General features: G+C 59.9%; 20 protein-coding genes and 3 pseudogenes. 12 read left to right on the forward strand and 11 right to left on the reverse strand.

Annotated elements, in window-relative coordinates; genetic code table 11:
* Positions 1-199 precede the first annotated feature (199 nt).
* Positions 200-2,662: a glycosyltransferase gene (locus QN219_RS29140; RefSeq protein WP_284003838.1), complete on the reverse strand. Its 2,463-nt coding sequence runs from the start codon at positions 2,660-2,662 to the stop codon at positions 200-202.
* Positions 2,663-2,839: 177 nt separating this feature from the next.
* On the opposite strand from QN219_RS29140, the gene QN219_RS29145 reads away from it, so the two are divergent.
* Both QN219_RS29145 and QN219_RS29150 read left to right on the forward strand, forming a co-directional pair.
* On the forward strand, positions 2,840-3,610 hold the full coding sequence (locus QN219_RS29145) for a CatB-related O-acetyltransferase (protein ID WP_284003839.1): 771 nt from the start codon (positions 2,840-2,842) through the stop codon (positions 3,608-3,610).
* A 163-nt stretch (positions 3,611-3,773) separates the two neighbouring features.
* Positions 3,774-3,923, forward strand: a pseudogene (locus QN219_RS29150) (glycosyl hydrolase 108 family protein); the annotation flags it as partial.
* Between the two features lie 80 nt (positions 3,924-4,003).
* On the opposite strand, the pseudogene QN219_RS29155 reads toward QN219_RS29150, so the two are convergent.
* Together QN219_RS29155 and QN219_RS29160 are read right to left on the reverse strand one after the other, a co-directional pair.
* Positions 4,004-4,231: pseudogene (locus tag QN219_RS29155) on the reverse strand (transposase); the annotation flags it as partial.
* A gap of 151 nt (positions 4,232-4,382) precedes the next feature.
* The gene (locus QN219_RS29160) at positions 4,383-5,564 is read right to left on the reverse strand and encodes a NosD domain-containing protein (RefSeq protein WP_284003840.1); all 1,182 of its coding nucleotides are present in this window, start codon (positions 5,562-5,564) and stop codon (positions 4,383-4,385) included.
* Positions 5,565-6,070: 506 nt separating this feature from the next.
* On the opposite strand from QN219_RS29160, the gene QN219_RS29165 reads away from it, so the two are divergent.
* Positions 6,071-6,514: a hypothetical protein gene (locus QN219_RS29165; RefSeq protein WP_284003872.1), complete on the forward strand. Its 444-nt coding sequence runs from the start codon at positions 6,071-6,073 to the stop codon at positions 6,512-6,514.
* Between the two features lie 323 nt (positions 6,515-6,837).
* Here QN219_RS29165 and QN219_RS29170 read toward each other — a convergent pair whose 3' ends face one another.
* Both QN219_RS29170 and QN219_RS29175 read right to left on the reverse strand, forming a co-directional pair.
* Positions 6,838-7,485: a response regulator transcription factor gene (locus QN219_RS29170; protein ID WP_284003842.1), complete on the reverse strand. Its 648-nt coding sequence runs from the start codon at positions 7,483-7,485 to the stop codon at positions 6,838-6,840.
* The gene (locus QN219_RS29175) at positions 7,482-8,924 is read right to left on the reverse strand and encodes a sensor histidine kinase (RefSeq protein ID WP_284003844.1); all 1,443 of its coding nucleotides are present in this window, start codon (positions 8,922-8,924) and stop codon (positions 7,482-7,484) included. The genes QN219_RS29170 and QN219_RS29175 overlap by 4 nt, the downstream gene beginning before the upstream one ends.
* A gap of 242 nt (positions 8,925-9,166) precedes the next feature.
* Here QN219_RS29175 and QN219_RS29180 point away from each other — a divergent pair, with 242 nt between their 5' ends.
* Positions 9,167-9,874 carry a hypothetical protein gene (locus QN219_RS29180; protein ID WP_284003846.1) on the forward strand — a complete coding sequence of 236 codons (708 nt, stop codon included), beginning with the start codon at positions 9,167-9,169 and terminating at the stop codon, positions 9,872-9,874.
* Positions 9,875-9,944: 70 nt separating this feature from the next.
* Positions 9,945-10,736 (forward strand): EAL domain-containing protein, encoded by a 792-nt coding sequence (locus QN219_RS29185; protein WP_284003847.1) that lies wholly within the window; start codon positions 9,945-9,947, stop codon positions 10,734-10,736.
* A gap of 360 nt (positions 10,737-11,096) precedes the next feature.
* On the opposite strand, the gene QN219_RS29190 is transcribed toward QN219_RS29185, so the two are convergent.
* The 4 genes from QN219_RS29190 to QN219_RS29205 form a co-directional block, all read right to left on the reverse strand.
* On the reverse strand, positions 11,097-12,137 hold the full coding sequence (locus tag QN219_RS29190; protein ID WP_284003848.1) for a fatty acid desaturase: 1,041 nt from the start codon (positions 12,135-12,137) through the stop codon (positions 11,097-11,099).
* Positions 12,138-12,220: 83 nt separating this feature from the next.
* On the reverse strand, positions 12,221-12,601 hold the full coding sequence (locus QN219_RS29195) for a DUF6481 family protein (RefSeq protein ID WP_284003849.1): 381 nt from the start codon (positions 12,599-12,601) through the stop codon (positions 12,221-12,223).
* Positions 12,602-12,775: 174 nt separating this feature from the next.
* On the reverse strand, positions 12,776-12,985 hold the full coding sequence (locus tag QN219_RS29200) for a cold-shock protein (protein ID WP_284003850.1): 210 nt from the start codon (positions 12,983-12,985) through the stop codon (positions 12,776-12,778).
* 400 nt (positions 12,986-13,385) lie between these two features.
* On the reverse strand, positions 13,386-15,383 hold the full coding sequence (locus QN219_RS29205) for an AI-2E family transporter (RefSeq protein ID WP_284003851.1): 1,998 nt from the start codon (positions 15,381-15,383) through the stop codon (positions 13,386-13,388).
* A 560-nt stretch (positions 15,384-15,943) separates the two neighbouring features.
* Here QN219_RS29205 and QN219_RS29210 point away from each other — a divergent pair.
* The 5 genes from QN219_RS29210 (at position 15,944) to QN219_RS29230 (ending at position 21,206) form a co-directional block, all read left to right on the forward strand.
* The gene (locus QN219_RS29210; RefSeq protein WP_284003852.1) at positions 15,944-16,633 is read left to right on the forward strand and encodes a response regulator transcription factor; all 690 of its coding nucleotides are present in this window, start codon (positions 15,944-15,946) and stop codon (positions 16,631-16,633) included.
* 42 nt (positions 16,634-16,675) lie between these two features.
* On the forward strand, positions 16,676-17,845 hold the full coding sequence (locus tag QN219_RS29215) for an FIST signal transduction protein (RefSeq protein WP_289624296.1): 1,170 nt from the start codon (positions 16,676-16,678) through the stop codon (positions 17,843-17,845).
* Positions 17,842-20,085: a PAS-domain containing protein gene (locus tag QN219_RS29220; RefSeq protein ID WP_284003854.1), complete on the forward strand. Its 2,244-nt coding sequence runs from the start codon at positions 17,842-17,844 to the stop codon at positions 20,083-20,085. The genes QN219_RS29215 and QN219_RS29220 overlap by 4 nt, the downstream gene beginning before the upstream one ends.
* A 99-nt stretch (positions 20,086-20,184) precedes the next feature.
* Complete coding sequence (locus tag QN219_RS29225) at positions 20,185-20,856, forward strand: hypothetical protein (RefSeq protein ID WP_284003857.1); 672 nt, start codon at positions 20,185-20,187, stop codon at positions 20,854-20,856.
* Positions 20,853-21,206 (forward strand): hypothetical protein, encoded by a 354-nt coding sequence (locus QN219_RS29230; protein ID WP_284003859.1) that lies wholly within the window; start codon positions 20,853-20,855, stop codon positions 21,204-21,206. The genes QN219_RS29225 and QN219_RS29230 overlap by 4 nt, the downstream gene beginning before the upstream one ends.
* A 59-nt stretch (positions 21,207-21,265) precedes the next feature.
* Here QN219_RS29230 and QN219_RS29235 read toward each other — a convergent pair whose 3' ends face one another.
* The gene (locus tag QN219_RS29235; protein ID WP_284003861.1) at positions 21,266-22,078 is read right to left on the reverse strand and encodes a quinoprotein dehydrogenase-associated SoxYZ-like carrier; all 813 of its coding nucleotides are present in this window, start codon (positions 22,076-22,078) and stop codon (positions 21,266-21,268) included.
* A 261-nt stretch (positions 22,079-22,339) separates the two neighbouring features.
* On the opposite strand from QN219_RS29235, the gene QN219_RS29240 reads away from it, so the two are divergent.
* Positions 22,340-23,407 carry a quinoprotein relay system zinc metallohydrolase 2 gene (locus QN219_RS29240; protein ID WP_284003863.1) on the forward strand — a complete coding sequence of 356 codons (1,068 nt, stop codon included), beginning with the start codon at positions 22,340-22,342 and terminating at the stop codon, positions 23,405-23,407.
* 8 nt (positions 23,408-23,415) lie between these two features.
* Here the strand turns inward: QN219_RS29240 and QN219_RS29245 are convergent, their stop codons facing one another.
* Entirely contained in the window at positions 23,416-24,021 is a 606-nt protein-coding gene (locus tag QN219_RS29245) for a hypothetical protein (RefSeq protein WP_284003865.1), read from the reverse strand.
* 173 nt (positions 24,022-24,194) lie between these two features.
* Between QN219_RS29245 and QN219_RS29250 the strand changes: the two are divergent.
* Positions 24,195-24,354: pseudogene (locus tag QN219_RS29250) on the forward strand (S-(hydroxymethyl)glutathione dehydrogenase); the annotation flags it as partial.

The raw sequence follows: 24,354 nt of genomic DNA on the forward strand, positions 1-24,354 counted from the left end.
TCCCCGAACGGATAGAAAATGCGCCTGACCAATCTGTGGTCGAGTTGCTGAACAAATGGATTGGACGCCCCGCCCTGAAACCTACGACATCGCGATTACTGCTGATGCGGAGGATAACGGGAGCAACGATATCGATCAACAGATTGCGCATCTCCGAGAATGCCTTAGCATAACCCGACGCCAGTCTTCACTTACGCAGTCAGTTCTTTGGGATCTTCATCTCGTTACCCCCGATGATAAACCGAAGCGGCGGGAATTGCATAGTCAGGAGACGAAGCCTTACGGCCTTGTTCCCCGGCAACCGTTTCGCCGCCTCTGTCAAAGCAGCCAGAGCCGCCTTCCTGTTTCCGCTGCGCCAATGCGCTTCTGCGGCATATCTGAGTATATTCGGCTTCGACGTTTCTCTCTTGAATGCTTCGGTGAAGTCTTTGGCCGCCGCGGCAAAGTTGCCGGCGGCATAGTGAGAGATTCCCCATTCGTAATACATCGAATGGGAGTGCCGCGAAGCAGCCTTCGCGCCAAGCTGAGACCAGGCATAACCACGCTGGCTGTACCGCACAAAACTGCGCTGGCGACCGAGAGGCAGATCAAGGCCGTTCCATCGGAAATGGCTGACAAGGATATCCTTGTATCCGTGTGCCTTCCGTTCTTTGAATTCGGCGATGCTGTCGGTCGCGACAAACTGCGAATAGCGGCGGAAGATAAACCACGCTGCGAGACGTTCAATGAGATCCGAAGGCGCGGGCGTTAGGTTCCCGGCCTTGAACATATCGATCGCATCCTGAACCGACGAGGCGCGGCAGCCAGCGCCTGCCATGTTGTAGAACGCGTTCCCTAGTGTTGCGGTCGGCGTTTGGTGGAGGATGGAAAGGAGACCGACGCCGGAGTTGTAGCAGACCGTGAACGAGGCGATGTCGAGCAGGCAATGGATATTGTCCTCTCGCGAGGCCAGGATCAGGTTCGGCTTCTGCGTCAGGTGGTCGAGCTTCGAGAGCGGATGCGGCTTAACGACAAATACAATGTCCGGGTTTGCGTCGATCGTGTCGGAAAGGCTCGCAGAAAACTCCGGATACTGCTGGTCACCCTTGATGAACATGGTAACTGCCATGTCATCGTGGAGCTGTAGCGGAATAAGGCAGACGGGGATCTTTAAGGAAGCCAAGGCGGAAAGCTTGCGCTTGGTCGTCGCATAGTCGTCCATCTGTTCAAGCGTGTTGTCGCCGGCCTTTAGATCCTCGATATACGCGCGAGCGCCTTCGATCTCCTCCTCGGAGAACTGCTCCTGCAGGAATCGCTCCTCATAGAAACTTGGGGAATTGTAGGCGACATCCTCGTCATAATAGATCGTGCCGGGGAGGGCGCCGCGCTCGATCACGATCACGTCGCGGCCAAGCTCTCTAGCCAGCATAACCACCTGCTTAAACTGCGCGTGGCTCTTCATGTACGGGTTGAAGATGGAAAGGGCCGAATATTCACCCGAGATGAGGCCGGCGGTTATCGCGGCAATCGTCTTTGGCTCTGTATCGAAGACGGGGTGGAGGCGATAACCAGCGGCGCGAAGTGGCGTGTAATAGCCCCACTGGTCAAGGTGCTTGCAGAGGCAAACGACGGTTTTCTCGCGAGCCAGGAAATCGACCTGGAGCAGGTTATGCTCCGACTCCACATAGACTTCGAACGCTTCGTTCATGCGCTCGCGTTTCCAGTCGTTTTGCGAGCCCCAGTCTTCGCTCTTCGATCGCTCATGATAGAGATGAAAGACACGGAGACCGAGGTTTTCGGCGGGCTTGGACAGCGCCTCAAGGAAACGACGGAAGCCGCTGTAAGGGCGCGAACTGAAGAAGCCTTCACGCAGCGGGCCAAGATGATCCTTGGTGAGGTCCAGCGGCGTCGGTAGGTTCTTGATGTAGAGACCAAGGCGGGTCAGGAACTCGAAATCCTCTGATCCGTGGCCGCGGAATCTTTCATCATAGCCGCCAGTCAGAGAGAACATGCGCCTGTTAATCAGGAAGATGTTCGAATACGGCGCGATGAAAAAGTTCTCTTCCTTGCGAAATTCCGCCAAGGGAGAGTAGAAGGCCATCGCATCCAGGAGACGGGAGCGGTGCGGCATATCCTCGATATCGAAGAAGGACTGAGTGTCGGCCTCATTGAGATGGTAGACAGGCAGAACCAAGGGCGTGTCGATGATTGACTTCATCTTCAGCGATGTGGCGATGCTTGCCATTCTCGCGAACATGTCTGCCGGACCAAAGCAGTCCGCGTCGCAGAAAAACACCAGATCCGTTTCGCATTTCTCAAAGCCGCGGTTGTGAGCGGCGGCTGGCGAATAGGTGTCGGTGTCCGGTTCGTGGAAATAGTCCAGTCCGTTCAACGCGCAGATCGTGGAAATCTCAGAAGCAAAAGGCTCCGGGGATCCGAAATCAAGGACCAGCACCCTGGGCATTGGGTCGTAATAGGAGCGGATCAGGCGAAGGCGCTCCATGACCCAATGATTGCCCTCATGCGCGCGAAGGCAGATGACCATCGTGATATCGCTGGGTGTGACGATATCTGCAGCGCTGAATTTCTTTAGCCCGCTCGCGCCGAGAATGGATTTTACCCGTGCCGGCTCTTCCGTGTCGGCCGCAGGCAGTTCTGCGCCGGCTGGCTGCGCATGAAACATGATTGACCCCCATCGGTTGGAGTTGTCGCTATTGGACAACGGGGCCGCAGAGTCAACCTCTCAAATTTTAAGGATCCCGCTGAAGGATGTCGAAAATCGACGCGTCGAGGAACAATCATTGTTTTGGCGCGCCGATTCTTATACGCCATTCGCAATTCTTTTGTGGGACGAGGGGAAATGAAAGAGGAATTGGTTTCTGTGCTCAAGCGGCACAAAATATCGTTCATGGGGCAGCCAAGAGACACCCGATTTGGCTTCGGATATAAACGGGACCCCATAACCCTGGAGCCGTTTATCCAGTTCCGGGGCGGTGCCTTTGACGTATGGCGCGTGGGAGCGTTCACATATCTCGGCTGTCGGTCGACGGTCTTCCGGCACGTCGAAAGCATTGGTCGGTTTTGCTCTATCGCACCAAACGTCACAACCGGTGCGGCCGAGCACGCAACCGGCATGCTTGGCACTCATTCGATGTTCAACGGCCAGTGGGACAAGCAATGGCCAGAGCTTTTCGAAGAATTCGGATGGACTCCGGAACAAATAAGCGAAGGCAGGAAGGCGGCTAACGCTCAACTGGAGCCACGGTCTTCTCGGGTGAAAATCGGAAACGACGTTTGGATTGGGGATGGGGCCTATATCTCTCGCGGGGTGACGATCGGTGATGGCGCGATTGTGGCCGCGAGGGCGGTGGTGACGAAGGATGTCCCGCCCTATGCCATCGTAGGCGGCATCCCGGCTCGAATTATTCGACATCGATTCAGCGAGGAAATGATAGGGCGTCTCTTGGAGTCTAGATGGTGGGATTGCGGCCCAGCGATACTACAAGGTGTCGACTGGTCTTCGCCGCAACGATGCATCGATATGATCGAGCAGCGCATTGCTGGTGGCTTCCCCAGATATTCACCGAAGAGGATAATCGTCAAACCAGACGATTCAATCGAGATGCGATAAGAACCTCCTGAAGCCCCGCCATCGAGTGGGGTTTTTCCTTTCCAACAACAAGGTGAACCATATGGCTCGGGAGACTCTTCCCGTCGCCCCTCGACTCACGTTCGGGGATGAGGGCGGCTATTCAAATCGCAGCTCGGACCGGCGCGGCCCGGCCAAATAAGGCGTGACGCATACGCTGGCAGCGCACCGCGACGTGGCCGATCAGGTGAAGGCGATGAGCCGGGAGGAGGCAGAGGACATCTATCGTCGCTCGCACTGGGGGCAGAGCGGCGGCGACCTGCTGCCGCCGGGACTCGACTATGCCGTGTTCAATAGCGGCGTCATGTCGAGGCTCGCAAAAGCGGTGAAGATCCTTCAGGCGGTCGTCGGCGTGTGCGAGGTAAAGCGCCATTTGTCGAGCATCGCATGCGCCAGAAGCCGCTTTAGCTTCGTGTTTTCGTCCTTCAGCGTCTTCAGTCGCTTGGCCTCGGACACGTCCATGTCGCCGAATTTGGCTTTCCACCGATAGATGCTGCCATCGCTGACGCCGTGCTTGCGGCAAAGTTCCGAGACCGGCATGACCGCGTCGCGATCTTTCAGAATGCCGATAATCTGTTCGTCCGTGAAACGCTTTCGCTTCATCCTCTGGTCCTCTCAATGGGCCAGAGCTTACTTCACAATGGATTATTTCAACGGGGCAAGGTCAGTCGTTACCCAGACCGCAGCGGACCGATCAGCCACGTGTTGTCGGCAATGCTCTTTCAAGTCACGCCCCAGCGCTCTCTAACGATCGTCATCCGCCCGTCACCGCATTCGCCCCAACATCGTTCGTCGGATCATCATTGCGGATAAGGCTTTCAGAGCCACCCACGAGCTTGTTATCGCGGACGATATTGTGCTGCGCGAAATCAAGATTGCTGGCGCTGCTGCCGAATGGAGAAGCCGGCTCGTCGGAGCAGTAGCTGCGGTTGCCCTTGCGGGAGTTCAGCCAGACAGCCGGCTGGGTCAGGAAAGCCGATCCATACCGGAATGTATTGCCGGTGATCTGATTGAACTGCGGTTTTTGATGGCGGATGACGCCACCTTCGCCGCAGTTGCGATAGACGAATATTCCGCCGTTCTCGGGGTGTTCGAAGGTGTTGTTGACAATCCTGTTGTTGGCCGAGCCGTCGATGGCGATCAGTTCCCGGCTTTCTGTCGAGATTCCGAAGACGTTGTTGCTGATCGTGTTGTTGGCGGATTCGGCGTCGAGATAAACCGCGACGGACGTCGATTTGCCGTTTACTCGGGAGTCGACGAGGGCGGCCCCAGTCACGCCGGGTCCGATGTAAAGAGGTATGCCGTCGGGCGCATTGAAAGTCACATTTTCTAGCCGGACGTTGTTCGGGGCCGACGCTTGCGCAAATGCCGTATGATTGGCGCTCAGTGACGATGCTTTCATGATCGCGCCGTTGGCGTTCTCGTCGAGCCCATAAATGCGAACGAACCCGTCGATCCTGCAGTTGCGGATCGTGACGTTGGACGGTGCCGACCAGGCGCCGGAGCTGACTTTGCTGGAGCGGACGACCACCGCTGTTTTCTGCTGCCGGGACGTGCCGGCACTGACGTCGAGCGTGCCTCCGCCGCAATCGAGTACCGCTCCGGAAGCGGCTGCTCCTTCGAAGATGAGTGGATGCGTGATGACATCTGTCGATGACAGGCGGACGCTGCAATCGAGCGAAACAACGTTTGTCCCGGGTGCCTTCAACTTGGCCTGCACGTCGGCGTCACAGGCGGGCTTTGGTGCGACATTGTCGACGGGCTGCGCAGGCGCGGGCGTCGGCTGCTCGGCGTTGGGCTGCTGTTCGATCGGCGGCCTTGGCGGCTTTGTGAAAGCAGCGTCCGCTACCATCGCCAGGTCGTTTTGGCAACTCGCCAGGACGAGACCTGCCAAGGCCAAGCTCGCCAGGACCGGGCTTGCAGACTTCGGATACATCATCAGCTCCAGTCCTGAAAATAAGCGTGTCACCTCGCCGGTGTGAATCGCTCGACCGTGCGTGCTCTTTTCTGCCATTTCCAGAAAACAGATGGCAACAATCCGGCGATGGAAGTCTGTTCGATCTTCGCTTGACGGGCATGCCGGCTCACGCCGGCATCGCCTATGCGGCATATGGTTCGAGGCGCCGGACCCGATTCCGCTACTGATGAACTGCAGGAAGTGCCATAATAGCCCTCAGACCTTGGTCCTAAACGGATCGGACGAACGTCCGGCCGCACCGGGGTAAAAGTCCGGGATGCCCGGGCTTACAGGAGCTGAGAGTTGACGGCGGGAATGAACCATGTGCAAAGATTCCTGGTCTTGCCGAGCGAGTTTTATGCCGTGCGCTGACATGGCGCCTCAACGGTGGTTCCGGGATCGGAGATGAGACTGTCATTGCCGCCCGCGCATGGTTGCTTGCCACGGTCCGGCGGGCGCAAATGGACGTTTACTGAATGGCTGAAGTGATCACGCGTCGAAAGTTTATTACGGCCTTATGCACCGCGACGATAGGCTTCGCCGCCGCGGGCCTTCCCTGCAAGATCACGATGTCCGGCTCAACGCTTGAGATCGGCCCCCAATCCGCCCTGGCGAGAAACGGCAACAGCGGCAATGGCAGCGGGGGTGGGAGTGGCAACCGAGGCGGCAACGGGAACGGCGGCGGAAATGGCAATGGAAAGGGAGGGGGCTCGAGCAACAGCCGGTCAAACAACAGTTCGACGGGGTTGAGCGAAAAGAGCACCACGGTTCAAGACAGCGGATCGGCCTTGAGGGTTCGCCATACCGACGGAATAAGCGAGGAAGTCAGGAACGGCCGCTACATCATGAAGGATTCGCGCGGGCGCACGATCGTGAACCGGCGAGCAACCTCGGCAGATGAAAAGCGGCTTCAAGCCCTCGTTGACTAAAGCAATTCCGGGAAAAGCGTGCAACGGTTTTCCGTCCCGAACTGCGTAGCTCCAATGATCAGAGCCTTTCAGGGTTAAATGGAAGCAGTTCTGCCGGAGCAGGTTTTCGTCAGGGCAGAGGCGATGGCGAAGGGCGTACCCGGATGTACGTCCGAGCCGATCGCCTCTGAGCCAGGCGGAAAGATACCCGGCCCTCCGGGTTGGCTGAAACGGGCCGCCTGATCGGCCGGCCGGCTTGGACGTATGCTTTGGCTACGCCGGCCGGTCGACCATCCGACTCCGTTTGAGCCAACAGAACTGTTTCCATTTAACCCTGAAGAGCTCTAGAGGCGGCCGTCGAGCGCGTCGCGCAGCACCATCGCCGCCTCGGTGCGGTTGGCGACGCCAAGTTTCGTCATGATCTGCGTCATGTGGTGCTTGACGGTCTTCTCCTGGAGATCGAGCTTTCTTGCGACCTGCTTGTTGCTCATGCCGGAGGCCACGAGGCGCAGAACCTCGTGCTCGCGCGGGGTCAAGTCGGCGATGAGGTCGGATTTGCTCGCAGGAGCGGGCGAATTGCTCGAGAGCAACTTGGCAGAGAGTGTCGGAGCGACATAGCTCTCCCCGGAAGCCACCATCCGTATGACATCCGCCAGCGCCCTCGATCCGATCCCCTTCAGGACATAACCCTTGGCGCCGCCTTTAAGCGCCGCCGTGACATCGTCGCCGGCTTCGGAAACGGTGAGCATCACGATCTTCTGCAGCGGCACGATTTCAAGGATAAGCGGAACGGCGTTCAATCCGCCTCCCGGCATGGAGATGTCCAGCAGCATGACGTCTGGAGACAGGTTCTCCGCGATCCTGAGCGCGTCGTCGCGTGAGCTTCCCTCTGCGACGATCTCAAACCCGTCGATCTCCGAAAGGCTTCTCGTCACGCCCTCTCTGAATAGAGGATGATCGTCGATCACCGCCACGCGTATTGCTGCAGTCATGCCTGTTCAACCTCCCCGATGCCGAGTGACATTCTAACAACCGTGCCGGGGGCGGCGCCGTCGATTTCGAATGTGCCGCCCAGGCTCTCTATCCGTTCCCTCAGGCCCGCGAGGCCGAGGCTCGTGGGTCTTATGGCTTTGGGATCAAAACCAGCTCCGCCGTCCGCGACCGCGATGCAGACCCGATCGCCTTCCGTAGTCTGCCTTACACGTTGCCTGATGCCGCCACCGTGGCGGTAGGCATTGTTGAGCGTTTCTTGCACGAAGCGGTATATGCATATCTTCGCAGACGGAGAAAGGTGCTCGGGCGGATTGGACAACGACAGGTCCACAGTCGATCCGGTTCGCTGTTCATGGGCGCGTACGACACGTCCGAGGAGCTCTGGCAGGCCAGCCGTTTCGATCTGCGGCAGGACCAGGCCGCTGCATATTGTCCTGATCTCGTTCATCGCTTCGTCGAGGCTTGCCTTGATGGCCGCGATTTCCCGTTCGCGTATTTCTTCCGCAGTCGAAGGACTGACCAATGCATTGCTGTCCAGCCGCAACGAGGCGAACGCGACAAGCTGCGCCGGGCCGTCATGCAAGTCGGCGCCGATCCGTCGCAACATGTTCTCGTTCAAGGCTGTTGCGCGTTGCGAAGCGTGCTGCAGGCGTCCACGCAGGGACTCGTTTTGCGCAAGCAGCGCCGAAAGCTCGTCCACGCGCTGCCGAAGGGCATGGCGCTGTTTTTCGATGGTTCTGCTGCCGCGCATGACGATCGCCGAAAGCATAATGAAAAAGGCAAGCGTGAAGCCGGCGACGGCCAGCCAGGTAAGAAAACGGGCCTGGGTCAGGCTGAGCTCGAAATCATGGGCAAATTCATGGAATTCCGAAACGGCGACGACCTGTCCGGACCACGGTTGAAGCACCGGATTGTAGATTTCAAGCAGCGGCTCGCTCGCCGGTTGGTTCGTCTCGTCCACGGACTCGTCAACCGGCTTGAACTGGGCCACCATCTTGCCGTCGAACGCCGTTCTCAATTCATCGCTCAGCTCGAAACGCCTTCCGACCATGTTCTCTTCGTTCGAGTAGAGAATGGTGCCGTCCGAGCGCCACAGGCGAAATGCAAGCAGCCGGTTTCCGAGAGCCCCCTGTCCAAGCGTCTCGTTGAGCGCGCGCGCAACGGTGTCGTCAAGAACCTGCGTCGTCTGCATGTCGGGCAAGAGCGGCGCGATCACGCTATCGACGTAGAGTGCAGTTGTCGCTGCCGAGTTCCGCGTAACGGCATCTTCTATCAGGCTGGTGACGAAAGCACCGACCACCAGCATGGCAGACGTTGCGACGATGCCGCCGATCAGCAGGAACTGTCTTGCCAGCGGCTGCGCGTTCCATCGTTTGATCAGATCACTGGCACGCAAGAGAAATCTCGGAATTATCCGCACAACAAAGTAGCCGCACATCGGTCGACGTGAGCCGGTAAACTAATGCCTTCGGGCGACCGGTCAATGCCATGCCATCTTTATCGATGTCCATCGGACTTTTGATGACGGCCCGATCAGACCTAAGTCCTATCCGCCAAGGCAATGGTCCGAAGATGGTGGTGCGTTCACGCGGCGCAAGTTAACGTTGCATCAATACGCAAGCGGTTCGATCGGCTTCACCGGTAGCGGAGCCGCGAACATCGAACGACATGGAGGACTTTATGACCATTTCCAAAGTAATCGGGCGAAGCTTTGTCGCACTGGCCATCGCCGTCGCCCCTGTGGCAGTCGCCGTCGTCGGTACACCGAGCATTGCCTTTGCCAAGGGTGGCAACGGCGGTGGAAACGGCGGCGGGGGAGGTGGAAACGGTGGCGGCCACGGCGGAGGCCACGGCGGCGGGCATTCGAGCTCGGGTAAGTCAGGCAAGGCACAGACGAGCACGAAAGGTAGCAATAGCCGGGGCACCTCGCAGAAATCGGTCATCACGCGCAAGAAATCCGGTGCGACGGTCAAGGCAGCGACGGCGGTGAAAACGGAAAAGCTGGCCACGGCCAAGCTGAAGAGCACCGTTTCCGGTACGGCGGGCCTTAGTTCGCTGAACCGGAACTATCATGCCTATTTGAACTCCAGCGACCCTCGCATGGCGGCCATTTCGGCCTATGCGATCGCTTATGCCGAGTTCGAGGCTGAGAACGGCCCTGACGCAATTCCGACCGATCCGGCCTTGGGCGATGAAGCACTCCGCGAGGCGCTCGAGAGCTTTACAAAGGGGGAAGTCGTGACCGACGAGACCCTCGCCGAGGCCAAAGACATACTCGGCGTCGGGCCGGCGGTCGGCAAAATCGACCAGATTCGCGAGACACTTCCGGAGCCGGAACTTGAACCGGAACTGGAACCGACCGACCCCGAAACGGACACCGCTAACTGAACCTTAGTGCAGCTGGCAGCGGCGATGGCCGCCGCTGCCAGCCTTAAATCCGAATGGGGCAGCTCAATCCATGAATTTGCAGAAGTTCAACAATGTTGTTCGTGGTGTCACACAGGCGATGCAACATGGGCGGATCGGGTTTTCCCTGCAGCAAATAAACGCGATCGACGATTCGAGCGAAGTTCTCTACTCGGAATGCCTGGGGAGGCTCGTGGAGCCTGACGGCACAATCAGAACCAGCGGTGAATTCATAGCCTTTCTTGAGGCGTCGGGGCGCGCCCCGGCCTTTGACCGGCATGTCATTGATCTCGCATTCGACTGGCTGGCTTGTCATCCAACAGGTGCTTTGGGCTGCAACATCTCGGTCGAAAATATTGCCGACAAAGAAAGCTGGGCCCTATTGTACGATCTGCTCTCTCAGCACAGTGCGATGGCTCCGCGGCTGGTTCTCGAAATAACGGAGAGTCTGCCGGTCGCGACGCTCTCCGCCGCGGCCGACCTGCTTCAGAACGTCCGGAAACTGGGATATAAGGTTGCGATAGACGACTTCGGCACCGGCTATTCGACTCCCGAAACGCTTCTGGCCATTCCCGCGGACATCGTGAAGATCGACGGGTTTTTCGTGCAACGCCGCGGCCATGAGATGGAGCGGTTCCTTTGGCACATGGTCGGCTTGGCCTCCTGCGCCGCATCGACCGTCATCGTCGAGGGCATCGAGACATATGCCCAGTTCGAGGCTGCAAAAGCGGCTGGAGCAACACATGTACAGGGCTTTCTCCTGTCCGAGCCAAGCTTGCCGCCTGTCCATTGCGGACAGGTGAATTCCGCCCTGCACGCGTTCGCGCCCAAATGGATGATGTGAGCGGTAGTGCGGACTGAGCGGCTGACCCCCGCCCGCTGCCTGCGGAGATATTCCTTCGCCATTGTCCATGGCGCCGAGCGGATGTCCTTCGGGCGTTCCTAGGACTTTCTCGATTTCCGGACGTATTCGACCAAGGCGCGGAGCTTCAGCGGCTGCCGGTGGCGCACGGGATAGTAGAATGGAACCGGCGAACGGGGACATCAAGCAGCGGCGCGTGTTCGCCGCGCCCGATACCGGGCGGGATCGTGAGGACCGCGTCATTTGTCGAAACCTATTATGACGATGCGGCGAGACCGTAACGTCGCCTCACCGCAGGGTCGTCGGGGTGTGAACATCGGGCGCGGGCCCGGAAGTCGCCTCTTACGGGCGAACGCCCGCATTGACGGCATCGTGGAATGAAACGAGTTTCCGGCGTGTGTCATCCCAAAGGACGAGCTTAACGCATTTCACGCTCTCCCAAAGAGTGATGCGGCCGATACCTGCGAGTTGTGGGTGGTCGCGCAGAACTTCCGGCAATCTATAGTAAGGGATCCTGCTCGACAGGTGGTGCACGTGATGAATGCCGATATTGCCGGTCAACCATCGCAGCACCAACGGCAGGTCATAGTGGGATGCGCCGTGAAGGGCCGCCTGGGGAAAGTGCCAATCCTCGCCGGCCGACCAGTGCGTTTCTTCAAACTGATGCTGGACATAGAAGAGCCAGATGCCGGCCGCGCCCGACAAAAGCACGATCGGCAGGTGGATCAAGAGGAAAGGCAGGAGACCAATCGTCCAAGCCATTAAGGCGGCGCACATCACGATCGCAACGTTCGTCGCCATGGTGGAGATCCAGGGCAGCGCCCCTCCGTTCATCATTCCGAACGGCAGGCGTTGCTTGAAGAGGAAGAGCCAGGCCGGGCCGATGCCGAACATCACGAGCGGGTGCCGGTACACGCGATAGCCCAAGCGCTTCATCGGAGAAAGTGCGCGATATTCTGAGATCGTGAGCGTGGTGATGTCGCCGACGCCCCGCTCGTCCAGATTGCCGGCCGAGGCGTGATGAGCGGCGTGCGCCCGGCGCCAGTAATCGTACGGCGTTAGCGTAAGCACGCCGATGGCGCGTCCTGTCCAATCGTCGAGCCGGCGACGAGCGAAGAACGAGCCGTGGCCGCAGTCGTGCTGGATCATAAAAAGCCGCAGGAGGAAGGCTGCGGCCGGAATGATTGCGATCAGCCCGAACCAGAACCCGTGAGCGAGGGAAAAATAGGCGATGGCCCAGAAGCCGGCGAACGGGATGACGGTGACAAGAAGCTCGAAGACGCTGCGCCCGATGCGGGGCTGACGGTATTTAGCAAGGGTCTTCAGCCATGCTCCCGCATTCTCTTCAACAAGTGGGGCCGGTGGGTAGATATGTGCATTCATCAAACTGTCCGTATTTCCTTGCCTGGCAATAATCAGTCCGGTCTTCGATTTGCGCCCGATTTCAGGCGCAACGGTTGAAAGTGTCAGGCCTGACGGGCCTTGCGTGCCGCATAACGGCGATCGCGCTCGGCTTTGCGGGCAGCTTCGTCGGCCACACCGCGTAAAGCGCGATTGGCAATTTCAGCCCGCCGGGTCTCGGCTTCTTTCCTCTCCTCGGCCTCGGCCGCCGAGATTGCTACTGCGGTCTCCGCTAGCAAGCGCTCGTTTTCGGCAGTCTTCAGCGCCTGGCGTTCGGCCCGACGGACCTCGCGTGCAACCGCCACCGCTTTGCGGATGGCAAGTCGCTCCTGCATGTCCGCATCAGTTTCCTTGGGAGCGGAGACGAATTTTGCCAGAAGCCGACGCTTGGCTTTTGCAGCAGCGTTACGGCGTTCGACAAAGCCATTGTCGTTCGGGTGCTTCAATAGAAATTCCTTTGATTCTCGGTCACGAGCTTTCCAGCCGTCCTCAGAAAGGAGACGCGGATGTCGTGCCGGCAGATAGCCCCTCAGAACACAAAAAGGCCAGACATCCGCCTGGCCCTTTCAAACTTCCTGCCGCCATGCCAGTACATCCGTGGTCATCGGCGGCCAAAAGCCTTAGGCAGCGCGGAGCTGGCCTGCGGACATCTTGCCCGACTTTTTGTCTCGCTCGAGCTCGAAGCCGAGCTTCTGGCCTTCTACGATCGAATTCAGTCCTGCGCGCTCGACAGCCGAGATGTGAACGAACACATCGGCACTGCCGTCGTCAGGTTGGATGAAGCCGAAACCTTTGGTGGAATTAAACCATCTAACTGTGCCAGTGGTCATAACGAACCCTTTCTTAGCAACATTGATCACCGCTGAGCGACGCGCAGCGGGTTTTTTCGACTTTTGAAAGAGGGAAGTTCGTCAAGAGGCGCGAGGCGCAGCAAAAACAAATATCGGCAAACAAAGTATCGATGTTTTCTCACTACCGGACATTGACGGCCGCGTCAACTTTTTGTTCTTGCCATTCCTTGCCGCTATCTAGGGTAAGTCATTGGCGAACGAAGTCGCCCAATCACATTGTCTTTCTGATCGCCCTAATTCTCGTTTTGGCGATTCAAGCGGCGGCCGCGTCAAGCGACTAGTCCCCAAAAGCCGGCTTCGGCTTTCGTCCATTTTCTCGCCGTTGCGCTACGTGACTGCGTCTGGTCAGAAGCGAGCGCTTCCGCGCCCCTGAAGACTTTTATCCAACGCTTGGTCCTGCGGACGTCTCTTCGATGTCGGTACCCTTCCCCTTGCGAGAGCGGCGAGCGATTTTCGGGTGCGGCAACGTGATCGGTCGGGGTGCTTCGTCCGACAAAGCTTCCCGAACCGCCTCAACGATCGCAGATACCGCGAAGTCCGCCTGCAACTCATCGACGAGGACTCTTGCATCGGTTTGCCATTGACCATTCTCTTGCCAAAGTACAATGCCGATCCGGGTCGCAGGGGCGAGACGTTTTAGCCGGCGCACGATGAATTTGGCGTGTCGCAGGGAATCCTGATCGAGGAAGCTCACGACAATGGCGTTACGCCCTTCGAAGGCAAGAGTTCTGATTTTGCCCGGCTTGAGGTCTTCGTGGCTCGCGGAAGCGACCTCCGCACCCTGAATCCGGATGATCTGAGACAGCATGGAGGCAGACACGTCATCGAGTTCACCGCGCCCACCTAAGCAAAGGACGGATTTCCCCTCTCCCAGCGGCAGGTCGTATTCGCGAGCCTGATCGTCGTCTTCCGCATCTTGCGCGCTGACATCCTCCTCCTCGCCTTCCTCCTCGCTCGCAATTTCCTCGAGATTGGCAACGAGCGTGCGCGCGCTCTCGGCAAACTGCGCGACCTGTGCATCCGTCAACGCTCCCCGCGCCCGGTCACGCTCGGCAAGGAGCAGAGCCGGAATCGCCGCGGTCTCATAGAACTCGACCAGATATTTCTCTTCCAGCATTTCCTCCGCATTGTCCGTTGCCTCATCCGGATCACCGGCAAGCAGACGCTGGTATAGGCGCTCCTTCGGGTCGAGAACGGGCTCGTTGCCCAAGAGTATTTCCAGGAACTCGAACTGCGGGACATGGCGCCCGAGAACGACGAGACAAACGGTCAGCGGCGTCGACAGCACCAATCCGACCGGACCCCAGAGCCAGGTCCAGAAGATTGCGGCAACGATGATCGCAAGCGGCGACAGGCCGGTGCGCGAACCGTAGAGCCAAGGCTCGACAACATTGTTGCTGAGAAGCTCTAGTACGATGAACAGTGCCGCCGTCCAAGCCAACAGGCTCCAGCCTGGTGTCGCCGCAAAAGCGAGGAACAGTGGCAGCGCCGCGGCAATGACCGGACCGATATAGGGAACGAAACGCAAGACGATCGCAAGCATCCCCCAGAGGATCGCGTTGGGTATGCCGAGCAACCAGAGACCGGCGGCGAGCGGAATGCCGTAGGTAATGTTCACCACGAGCTGCATGAGCAGATATTGGCCGACCCGTGCGCCGGCATCCTGCAGGGCTTCGGTCGTACGGTGCAGATCGCCGTAGCCGACCAGCCGGATGAAGCGATCGCGCAGGTCCTCCCTTTCGAAAAGCATGAAAATGACGACCACGATGACGAGACCGGTTGTGGCCAACGGCCCGATCAGCGGATTTACAACGTTCCTCAGCATCTCGAGCGGGCGCTGTGGAGAAAATATCTCCACGAGAAGCGGTTTGCGCTCGGGTTCCGGTTCGGGCGAAACGCGGGTTTCGGGTTTGGGTCGGCTGATTTCCGTTCCGATCCTCTCCATGGCGCGACTGAGGCGATCGAGGATCTGGTTCTCCGATCCCGCTTCTTTTAACGTCCTGATCTTCTCGACGATGTTGTATTGATAGGTCGGCAGGTTCTGCGCCACTTCGCTGATCTGCATGGCGACGACGATGCTGAAGGCGGATAGGAACAGAAAGGCTGCAGTCACGCTGCCGATGACGGCAACTGAACGCGGGCAGCCGGCCCTGCGCAATTTCGAAATCAGGGGCGCGAGCGCGAAAGTGAGTAGAATGGCAATGGCTAGCGGCAGGAAGACCTCGCGGGCGAAATAGAGAACGGCCACCGCGGCAGCCGTTGCCGCGAGCGTCGGGAGCCTGGGCTGCGCTCTGGCCGACGTCTGCATGAAAGCGGCTTGCGCCGACGAGCTTGCTGCTGCCCCATCCTGGTCGAGCCTCCGAGAAAACCTCAGCATCGTGCCTCCCTGCCGTGACCGCTGAGGCCCGCCGCAGGACCTCGGTCCCCGCAGACCAGCTGGCTGTGAGCGGTCCGGCAATCGTGGTCGCCAGGGCAAGGGCTGGGAAAATCAGCAGCGGCGCCGCGGCCGAACAGAATAGGACCACGGCGATGACCGTCGTCGTCGGCAGGAATGCCCGAGAGGGCGAGAAACGCCGAAATCGATGAAATCATCAGAAAATGAGATCCCACTTGAGCACAGTGCTGCCTTCCCTGTGGAAGCATTGTTAAGCAGGTAGGGCAGTTTCCGGAGAAGCCCAGGGACGGACGCGCTTGCGAGAGTCGGCGGCTCTTCCTCGGGCGCTTTGCGGCCGATTTCCCACTTTTGAACGCGAAATGCGGATGGTGCAGTACTGCGGCTGTCCGCACTCGCCATTGCCTGGCTTGGAAATCTATGCGACAAAATGCCTCGCGCCGTGCTGGGGAGAGCGTGGCGGCATGGGAGCAGAGATATTTCAGGTGATGTCCAGAGTCGGTTGAGGCTGCTCCCTTGGCTAGGAAGTATTTTGGGAGGAAGCCATGTCGCGGACCGCTTTGTCCGTCCCTTCGCTTTCGATAAAATCGGCCTTGGTGATCGATGATCATCCGCTCTATTGCGACGCTCTGGCCGCGACGATGGAAAGCACCTTCAACACGCGCCGAATCCGAACAGCGACTTCATTGGGTGAAGCACTACAGCAATTGCGGATGCGGTTTTCACCCGATCTGATCATGCTCGATCTGAACCTGCCCGATGCGTCAGGTCTGAGCGGTTTTCTGAAGATCAAGGAAAAGACGCCTGATATCCCGGTGATCGTGATCTCCGCGATCACGTCCAAAGGCGTCGTCCAGTCGGTCATTGCCGCCGGTGCCGCGGGTTTCATTCCCAAGGATATCGGACGTCAGAATTTCCAGGAGGCGATGCAGGACATCTGGAGCGGCAAGACCTATGTGCCATCCGGCTACACGATGCCGGCCCGCACCCCGGCCACGGAAGGATCGGTGGAAACGATTTCGCGCAAGATTGCCCATCTGTCTCAACAGCAGACGCGCATTCTGGGGCTGATCTGCGAAGGAATGCCGAACAAGCTGATCGCCTATGAGATGCAACTGGCCGAGGCGACCGTCAAAGCGCACATCACCGCGCTTCTGCGGCGACTCGGCGTGCATAATCGCACGCAGGCGGCAATGCTGGTGCGCGAAGTCTCGATCCGCCATAGCCTGCAGTAAGGTGCCGCACAGGGCGCGGGCTTGGAAGTGGAGGAGACGGTGCTGACAGCTGTCGACGATCTTGATCGCAAACCTGCGGAGGCGGTGCGGATCGCCGTGTCGCGTGCCGACGATGCGGCCGTTGCCCTGGCCGAAATCAGGCAGCAGCTCGCCACGGCAAGACCAAGCTTCGTCCTTCTGTTCTTGCCAAGCAGGCTGCAGCCGGACGCCCTTGCCAATGCTCTTCGAAGGTCGTTACCGAACACTGTTGTCTTCGGCTGTACGACGGCCGGCCAGATCACCTCTCGGGGGTATGAAGACAGCGCCTTGCTCGCGATCGCATTCGAGCGGCGTCACTTTCGGGTGGCCTCCACCCTGTTCAAACCGATTTCGCCGGTTTCGATTGCCGACGTGGTGTCGCAGACCGAGCGGCTCGCCACGCAGTTTCGCGCAACGCCGGGACGGAAGCGGCTTGCCCTGATCTTTGCCGACGGATTGTCCAAACAGGAGGATATCCTGGTGGCAGCCTTGGAGGCCGGGCTGAAGGACATTCCCGTATTTGGCGGGTCGGCGGGCGACGGGTTGCGGTTCGAGCGCACGCAGGTGCTGCACAATGGAGAGTTCCACAGCAATGCCGCGCTTCTTCTTCTGCTGGAAACCGATCTGACCTTTAGCGGTCTGGGCTTCGACCATTTCCAGCCCACGGAAGAGCGCATGGTGGTTACCCGCGCGGTCCCGGAAGAGCGGCTCGTTCTGGAGATAAACGGCTCACCGGCAGCACAGGAGTATGCTCGCCTCGTCAAGGTGCCGGTTGCCGAGTTGTCGCCGACGATTTTCGCCGAGAACCCCGTTCTGGTGCGCAATCGGAACCTCTACCATGTGCGGGCGATCCAGCAGATCCAGGGCGAACATGGCCTCACTTTCCTTTCGGCGATCGACGACGGTCTGCTGTTGACGCTCGGTCGCGGCAAGGAAATCATCCGCACGCTCGATACCGGGCTTGCCGTCAGCGACAAGGGCGGTGAAGCGCCCGATTTCATTCTGGGTTTCGACTGCTACCTGCGCAAGCTGGAGATCGAGCGCAAGGGCCTGGATGGGGAGGCGTCGGAGCATTTCCGCCAACGCCGGGTCGTCGGCTTCAGCACCTATGGCGAGCAGCATCTCGGGGTACATGTGAACCAGACCTTTGTCGGCGTCGCCTTTTTCCGGCCAGATGGAGGCGCGCCGCTGTGATCAATCCGGACGAACCCTACGAGATCCAGATCGCCAAACAGGCGAAGATCATTGAGGCCCTGATCAATCGGGCCGAGCGCGGTCATGAAGTCGGCAGCTCCGCCTATTCGCTCTTCGAATCGGCCATCGCCCTGCAGGCGGAGGTCTGGGAGAAGACCAAGGATCTCGAAAAGGCCCTCGACACGCTCGGCAAGGCGTCGAGCGAGCTGGAGATCGCCTATCAGGCGCAGGAGCGCATTCAGAGAAATCTTGCCGATGCCATGGTGGCAATGGAAGGTGGCTTCGCGCTCTTCTCCGAAGAGCGATTGCAGGTCTGCAACACCCAGTTCCGCCACTTGCTTCCCGATATCGAGCCGCTGATCAAGCCGGGCCTCGGTTTCGACGATTATCTCGCTGCCGTCAGCGCCAGCAAGTATCTGAACCGCAGCGACAGCGGAGTTATCGGCCGCCCGCAGCCGGCGGCGAAGGAGCAGAGGCCCGGTCAGCGCTTTTCCTCCTTCGTGATGGTTCTCAGGAACGACCGCTGGTTCCAGATTTCCTACCGGCAGACCAGTTCCGGCAACATCGCCGTATTGCAGACCGAAATCACCGACATCGTGCGGGAGAACCGGCGCGAGAAGAACCGGCTGATCGACCAGCAAGCCCATTTCCTGCAGGCCGCTTTCGATCACATGTCGCTCGGCATCTGCACGTTTTCGTCGCGCGGCGAATTGCTGGTCCGCAACGAGCGCTTCGGCGAGCTTCTCGGCGTGCCGCTTTTGCTTCTGAAGAAGGGAAGTCGCTTCCAGCGTATTGTCGAACATGTCGAACGCCATGAGATTCTCGACCGCAAGGGCGGCCGCTCTCAATTTGCCGGCTGGTTCAAGGCCATGCGTCGCGGCGAGTCGGTGCAGGAGCGGTTCAGGCGGAGCGATGGGATGAGCCTCGACGTTCGCATCCGTTCGTTGCCTGACGACGGGTTCATCGTATCGATCATGGACGTGACGATGGAGACCCAGGCAGCGGCGCTTCTGGAGCAACGGGTCCAGGAGCGGACAGCCGAACTGATCGAGGCCAATCGCCTGCTCAAGATTCACGCCGATGAGCAAACGAAGATCGAAGGCGCGCTTCGGCAGGCTAAGGAGGCGGCCGAAGCGGCCCACACATCCAAGACCCGCTTTCTGGCGGCAGCCAGCCATGACCTTCTTCAGCCGATCAACGCCGCGAAGCTCTATCTCTCGATGTTGACGGAGACGGCGGGACAACCGGGCGCGAAGGATGTGGTCAGTCGGCTCAATCGGTCCTTCACCTCGATCGAATCGCTTCTGCAGGCGCTTCTCGATATTTCGCGCCTCGACAGTTCGGGGGCCGAGTTCAACATCACGTCATTCGATCTCGGAAGCCTGCTGCAGGGCCTCGCCGAGGATCTGGCACCCTTGGCGACAGAGAAGGGGATAGGTCTCCGGATCGTCCCTTCTACGCGCTGGGTGACCAGCGACCAGCGCTACCTGATGCGCTGCATCCAGAACCTGGTGGTCAACGCTATCCAGTACACAGAGCGAGGCCGTGTGCTGGTTGGTTGCCGCCCGCGCGGCGATCGGCTGCGGATCGAAGTGTGGGATACCGGCATCGGCATTTCGGAGGAGGACCAGACGCGGATCTTCAACGAATTCACCCGAGCGAGCGGTGCGGAAAGGGGCACCGGCATGGGACTTGGCTTGTCCATCGTCGAGCGGGCCTGCCGGCATCTCGATCATCCCGTTCGACTGGTGTCGCAGCCCGGCCGTGGCTCCGTCTTTTCGATCACGGTGCCGCTAGCCGCGCCTGGCCGTGCCAGCGCCTGCGAAAATCCGATGATCGAGCCGATGCTCGATGGCAGTCTCGATCTCATCGTCATGATCGTCGAGAACGATGCCGACGAGCTTCACGCGATGACGCAGATATTGGAGAGCTGGGGGGCGAGCGTTCTGGCGGCCGGCTCGACCGCCGACGCGGCGGCGCTGATGCAGGAAATCGGCACGGCGCCCGACATTCTGCTGGCCGATTATCAGCTGGACGACGGCGACAATGGCGTCGAAACGATCCGTACGCTGCGCGCACTGGCGGGAGTCGAAATCCCGGCGGTCATCGTGTCGGCCAACCGGCAGCGGGAACTGCTGAGGCTCGGCAATGAAATGTCGTTCGCCGTTCTCGCCAAGCCGGTGCAACTGGTGCGGCTGCGGGCATTGATCGACTGGAAGACCCGGGCGCGCGTGGCGTGAATACAGACAAAGGTCTCCGGTGACATTGCCGCAGCCATTGTTAGGCTTGTGGCCAACAAACGGGAGCCTGAAAACCGGCCCCAACACGGGAGGCCTGCGATGCGTGTTCTGCTTCTGCTTCTGTTCCTGCTCGGGCTCGGCCAGGGGCCGCTGGCGGCTGCCGAAACTTACGAGCTTCTCTTCCCGTCGAGGGCGCTGAAGGGCCTCGAGGCAGTGCCGGGCGGTAGCGAAGGCGGCGAAAGCACTCTCGTCTACGACAGGGTCATATCTGGTGTCGAAGGGCCGGCAGCCGGGAGCTTCAGCATCGGGCTAAAGATTAGCCCCGACGACAAGGTCGCCCTGACGCTCCATCAGGGCGCACGGGCCCGCGGGCTTGGCAATTATCCGGCCTCAGTCGGCAACCCCCTGATCATGTATTTCCTCGAAAGCGTACTTGCCGACATCGCCGCTCAATCGGGCGGCAGCCCTTTCTATATGCGCAATCGGATCAAGGAGGCCCTGCTGCGGGATGCGCAAATCGTGCCCAAATCACTGCACTATCAGAGCCGTGACATCGCTGCGCGTGAAGTGACGATCCGGCCGTTCGTCAATGACAAGGCACGCGAGCGGATGGGCCGGTTTTCCGAACTGGCGCTTGCCGTCACCGTGTCGGAAGACATTCCCGGCTGGTATTATTCGCTCGTTGCGACCGTTCCTGCGGCCGCTGGCGGGGCACCTGCCGGCTATTCAAATGCAATTACCCTGAAAGCGAGGGAGGAGGGCCGGCCATGATACGGGCTGTCATGACGGCGCTGGCCATCGCCGCGGCGGCCGTGCCGGCCAGCGGGCAGAGCATGTCGGAGCGCCTGAACGACTATCCGACGGAAGCGCGGGCCGACTATGTGTTCGGTTGCATGGCGGTCAACGGCCAGAGCCGGACGGTGTTGAACCAGTGTGCCTGCTCGATCGATGTGATCGCTTCGATCCTGCCCTATGACAAATATGTCGAAGCCGAAGCGGTACTGTCGCTCCAGCAGGTGGGCGGCGAACAGGTGGCCATGTTCAAGTCTGCGGTCGCACCCCGCACGATGGTGGCCGATCTGAGACGCGCCCAGGCGGAGGCGGAGATGCTGTGCTTTTAGGGGAATGCCACAAAAACAGCGTAACGGCTTCCGTCCGGAATTGCATTGTTTGGAGGAGTTCAGGCGGGCGGTGTCTTCGGCAAAACGCGGTCGAAGACGTTGCCATCCGTGTCGACGGCATGGACGCTGATGTTCGGTGCGCCGTTGTCGGTATAGCTGAAGCGAAACACCGGATTCTCGCTGACCGAAATCCCGCCGTTGACCGCAAACAGCAGTTCGTCGCCCTGCTTCACCTCAAGCTGGGCGATGAAATTCGCGCCGATGAACAATTGGGTGATCTGGTCGCGCTGAAGGCCGGAATAGTTCGGATGGCGGATCATGATCTGCGCCTCACGGCGATTGTTCGATAAAGATTCCTTGCCATCGAAGAGTTTCAGCCGCATCTCTCCCATGCCGTTCAGGGCCGCGACGGGATCCTTCGTGGCTGGCGCCGAGCAGCCGCCGGAGGCCTTTACGAAACGGCCGGTCATGAAGGTTCCCTTCGGCGTCTCGGCAATGGCGCGGATGTTGGAATACTGATTAACGCGGACGCGGGTTTCGAATTTGAGCGGCGCCATGGACGGGCCGAAGCGAATTTCCGCCGCCAGCGGCGCGGGGTTCTCATCGATCACCAGCTTGATTGAATCGATCGGCCCGGCCGCAGGCTCCTTTTGCTCAATGGTGACGGGCACTGTTGCGGCGTCGTTGGCGCGGTAGGGGGCCGTGACGGAGAACAGGGCGGCCCCGTCGATGAGGGCCGTCTTGCCGACGATATCTTCCTTCAGCTCGTTCCAGGTGGGGCTTTCGACAAGCGGATTGTCGGGTGTCATCTGCTGGGCGGATGCAACGCTTGCCGCCAGCATGACGGAAAATGCCGTGAGCATGAGCTTCATGGTTCAAGGTCCCCTTTTCAAGGACAGGCACGACGCCGCGTCGGACACTCGTCAGCATAGGACGAAATGCCAACGATCATAACCGAGCCTTTCGGATGTGTTGCGGACCAATGCACGCCGCCCAAAAAGTGTGCAGCGGCTTTCCGACAGCGACATGCGCAAAAACAAAGATGTAAAGCGCGTTGCGTGAATTCGCTTGAACGCCACGCGTTTAGCCGCCGAAGCAGGCATTTGAGATCGCTGGCAACGGGAGGTTGGACAGTGTTCGAAGCGTTCGTGACAATGTGCATGCTTGCGGCCGCCGCCCCCGAAGCATCGCTGCCGGGTGAGACATGCCGGGCCGCACTGCTGCCCGGCTTCGCGGCCGAGACCAAAGCAGCCTGCGAGCGTGCATTGCGAAGAGCTCCGCGCCAGCCGGTCGCAGGCGCCAAGGAGGAGGGCTTGCCATTCTGCATGCCGCGGCCTGCCTCGGTCCTCGCCTTCAGCGAGGTGGCTCCGGGCGTCTTCGTGCATCGCGGCTCGGTGGCGGAGCCGGACCCGACCAATGCCGGCGATGTTTCCAACATCGCTTTCGTTGTCGGATCGCGCAGCATTGCCGTGATCGATGCCGGCGGCTCGCGCAACGTGGGCGAGGAGGTCTATCTGGCAATCCGCGAAAAAAGTGCCCTGCCGATTACCCATCTGATCCTCACGCATATGCATCCGGATCACGTTTTCGGCGCCGAGCCACTTCGCGAGGCCGGGGCGACGATCCTCGGCCAGGCCAACCTGCCGCGGGCGCTTGCCGATCGTGCCGAAACGTACCGGGCAAACTTTGCCCGGCTGATCGGCGGGCCGGCGTTCCTCGGCACCAGGGCACTCGTGCCCGATCGGGTGATCGCAAAACAGGAAGTGCTCGACCTGGGCGACAGGCTGCTGGAGCTGCGCGCGTGGCCATTAGCGCATACCGCCACCGATCTGACGGTTTTCGACCGGACCTCCGGCATCCTTTTCGCCGGTGATCTGCTGTTTGACAGGCATACGCCCGCTCTCGACGGCTCGCTGCGCGGCTGGCTTGCCGTGCTTTCGCAGATGAAGGGGCTTCCTGCACGCCGGGTCGTGCCCGGTCATGGCGGGCCGCTCCTCGACTGGCCGCAGGCGGCTGAGCCGCTCGAGCGTTATCTCGGCGTGCTGGAGGCCGATACGAAGAGGGCGCTTGAGGCCGGCCTGGCGCTCGGGCCGGCGAGCGAGGCAATAGGCCGGAGCGAAGCGGGCCGATGGCATATGTTCGATCTCTTCAACCCGCGAAATGCCACGGCGGCCTACACGGAGCTGGAGTGGGACCCGTAGCGGTATGGTCAATCCGGCGTGTGCTTGAGCAGGATCTGGGCAATGGCATAGGCGCGCTTTTCAAGAAGCACCGGCGTTTCGCAGACATAAGTGAGGGCCTGCGAGCGATCGCGGTAGATACGCTCATCCCAGTCGATCTGTTCCTCCAGCTTGTCGATACGGTCGAAATCCGGCTTTCCTTCGCCCGAGAGCTTCGCCATCTCGACACGACTGCCGTCGATCCGGTAGGCCAGCGCGACCTGGCTGCGGGAATAGCGGGCAATCCCCGCCATCAGCCGTTGCCGGGTATCGGCGAGATTATCAAACACGCCGTAGAAGATATTGCCGAGCAGCTGGCCGTCCACCGGAGCATTCTCCTCGACGAAAGCCTGAACATGGGCCGCTGCCTCTCCCAGGGTCACCCGGCGAAGCGACAGAATCGCCACCAGATCGCTTGCCGCAGGTTTGAGTGGCGCTCGGGTTACCGGCGCCGGCCACATCAAGCTCGCCGAGAGGTTCTCGACCTTGCGCTGAATGCAGGGCCAGTCGGGATCGGAAAAATCCGCCGCACCTGCAATGCCGGGAGCTTGCGCCAGGCAGAATGCCAGACCGAGCGCGTGACATGCGGCTCTCATCTTACGTATCTCCGTGTCCGAACGAGCGTCAGTATAGGCGCACCCAGAGAGAAGCCAAAGGCCGCGATTTACACACTAAGGTCGCAATTGTCATTGCGCTTGGCCCGTCGGTAATCTGCAGACAAGGCCCCATAAGGCGACCCTTACATAACGCTGTTACCGGGAGGCATTTCATGCGCACACGCGCTGCTCTGGCTGTCCAAGCCGGAAAACCCCTTGTTGTGACCGAAGTCGAGCTCGAAGGTCCTCGGGCCGGCGAGGTGCTGGTCGAGGTCAAGGCGACCGGCATCTGCCACACCGATGATTTCACCTTGTCGGGCGCCGATCCGGAAG

It is taken from the genome of Sinorhizobium sp. 8-89, from assembly GCF_030124325.1.
Taxonomy (GTDB): domain Bacteria; phylum Pseudomonadota; class Alphaproteobacteria; order Rhizobiales; family Rhizobiaceae; genus Sinorhizobium.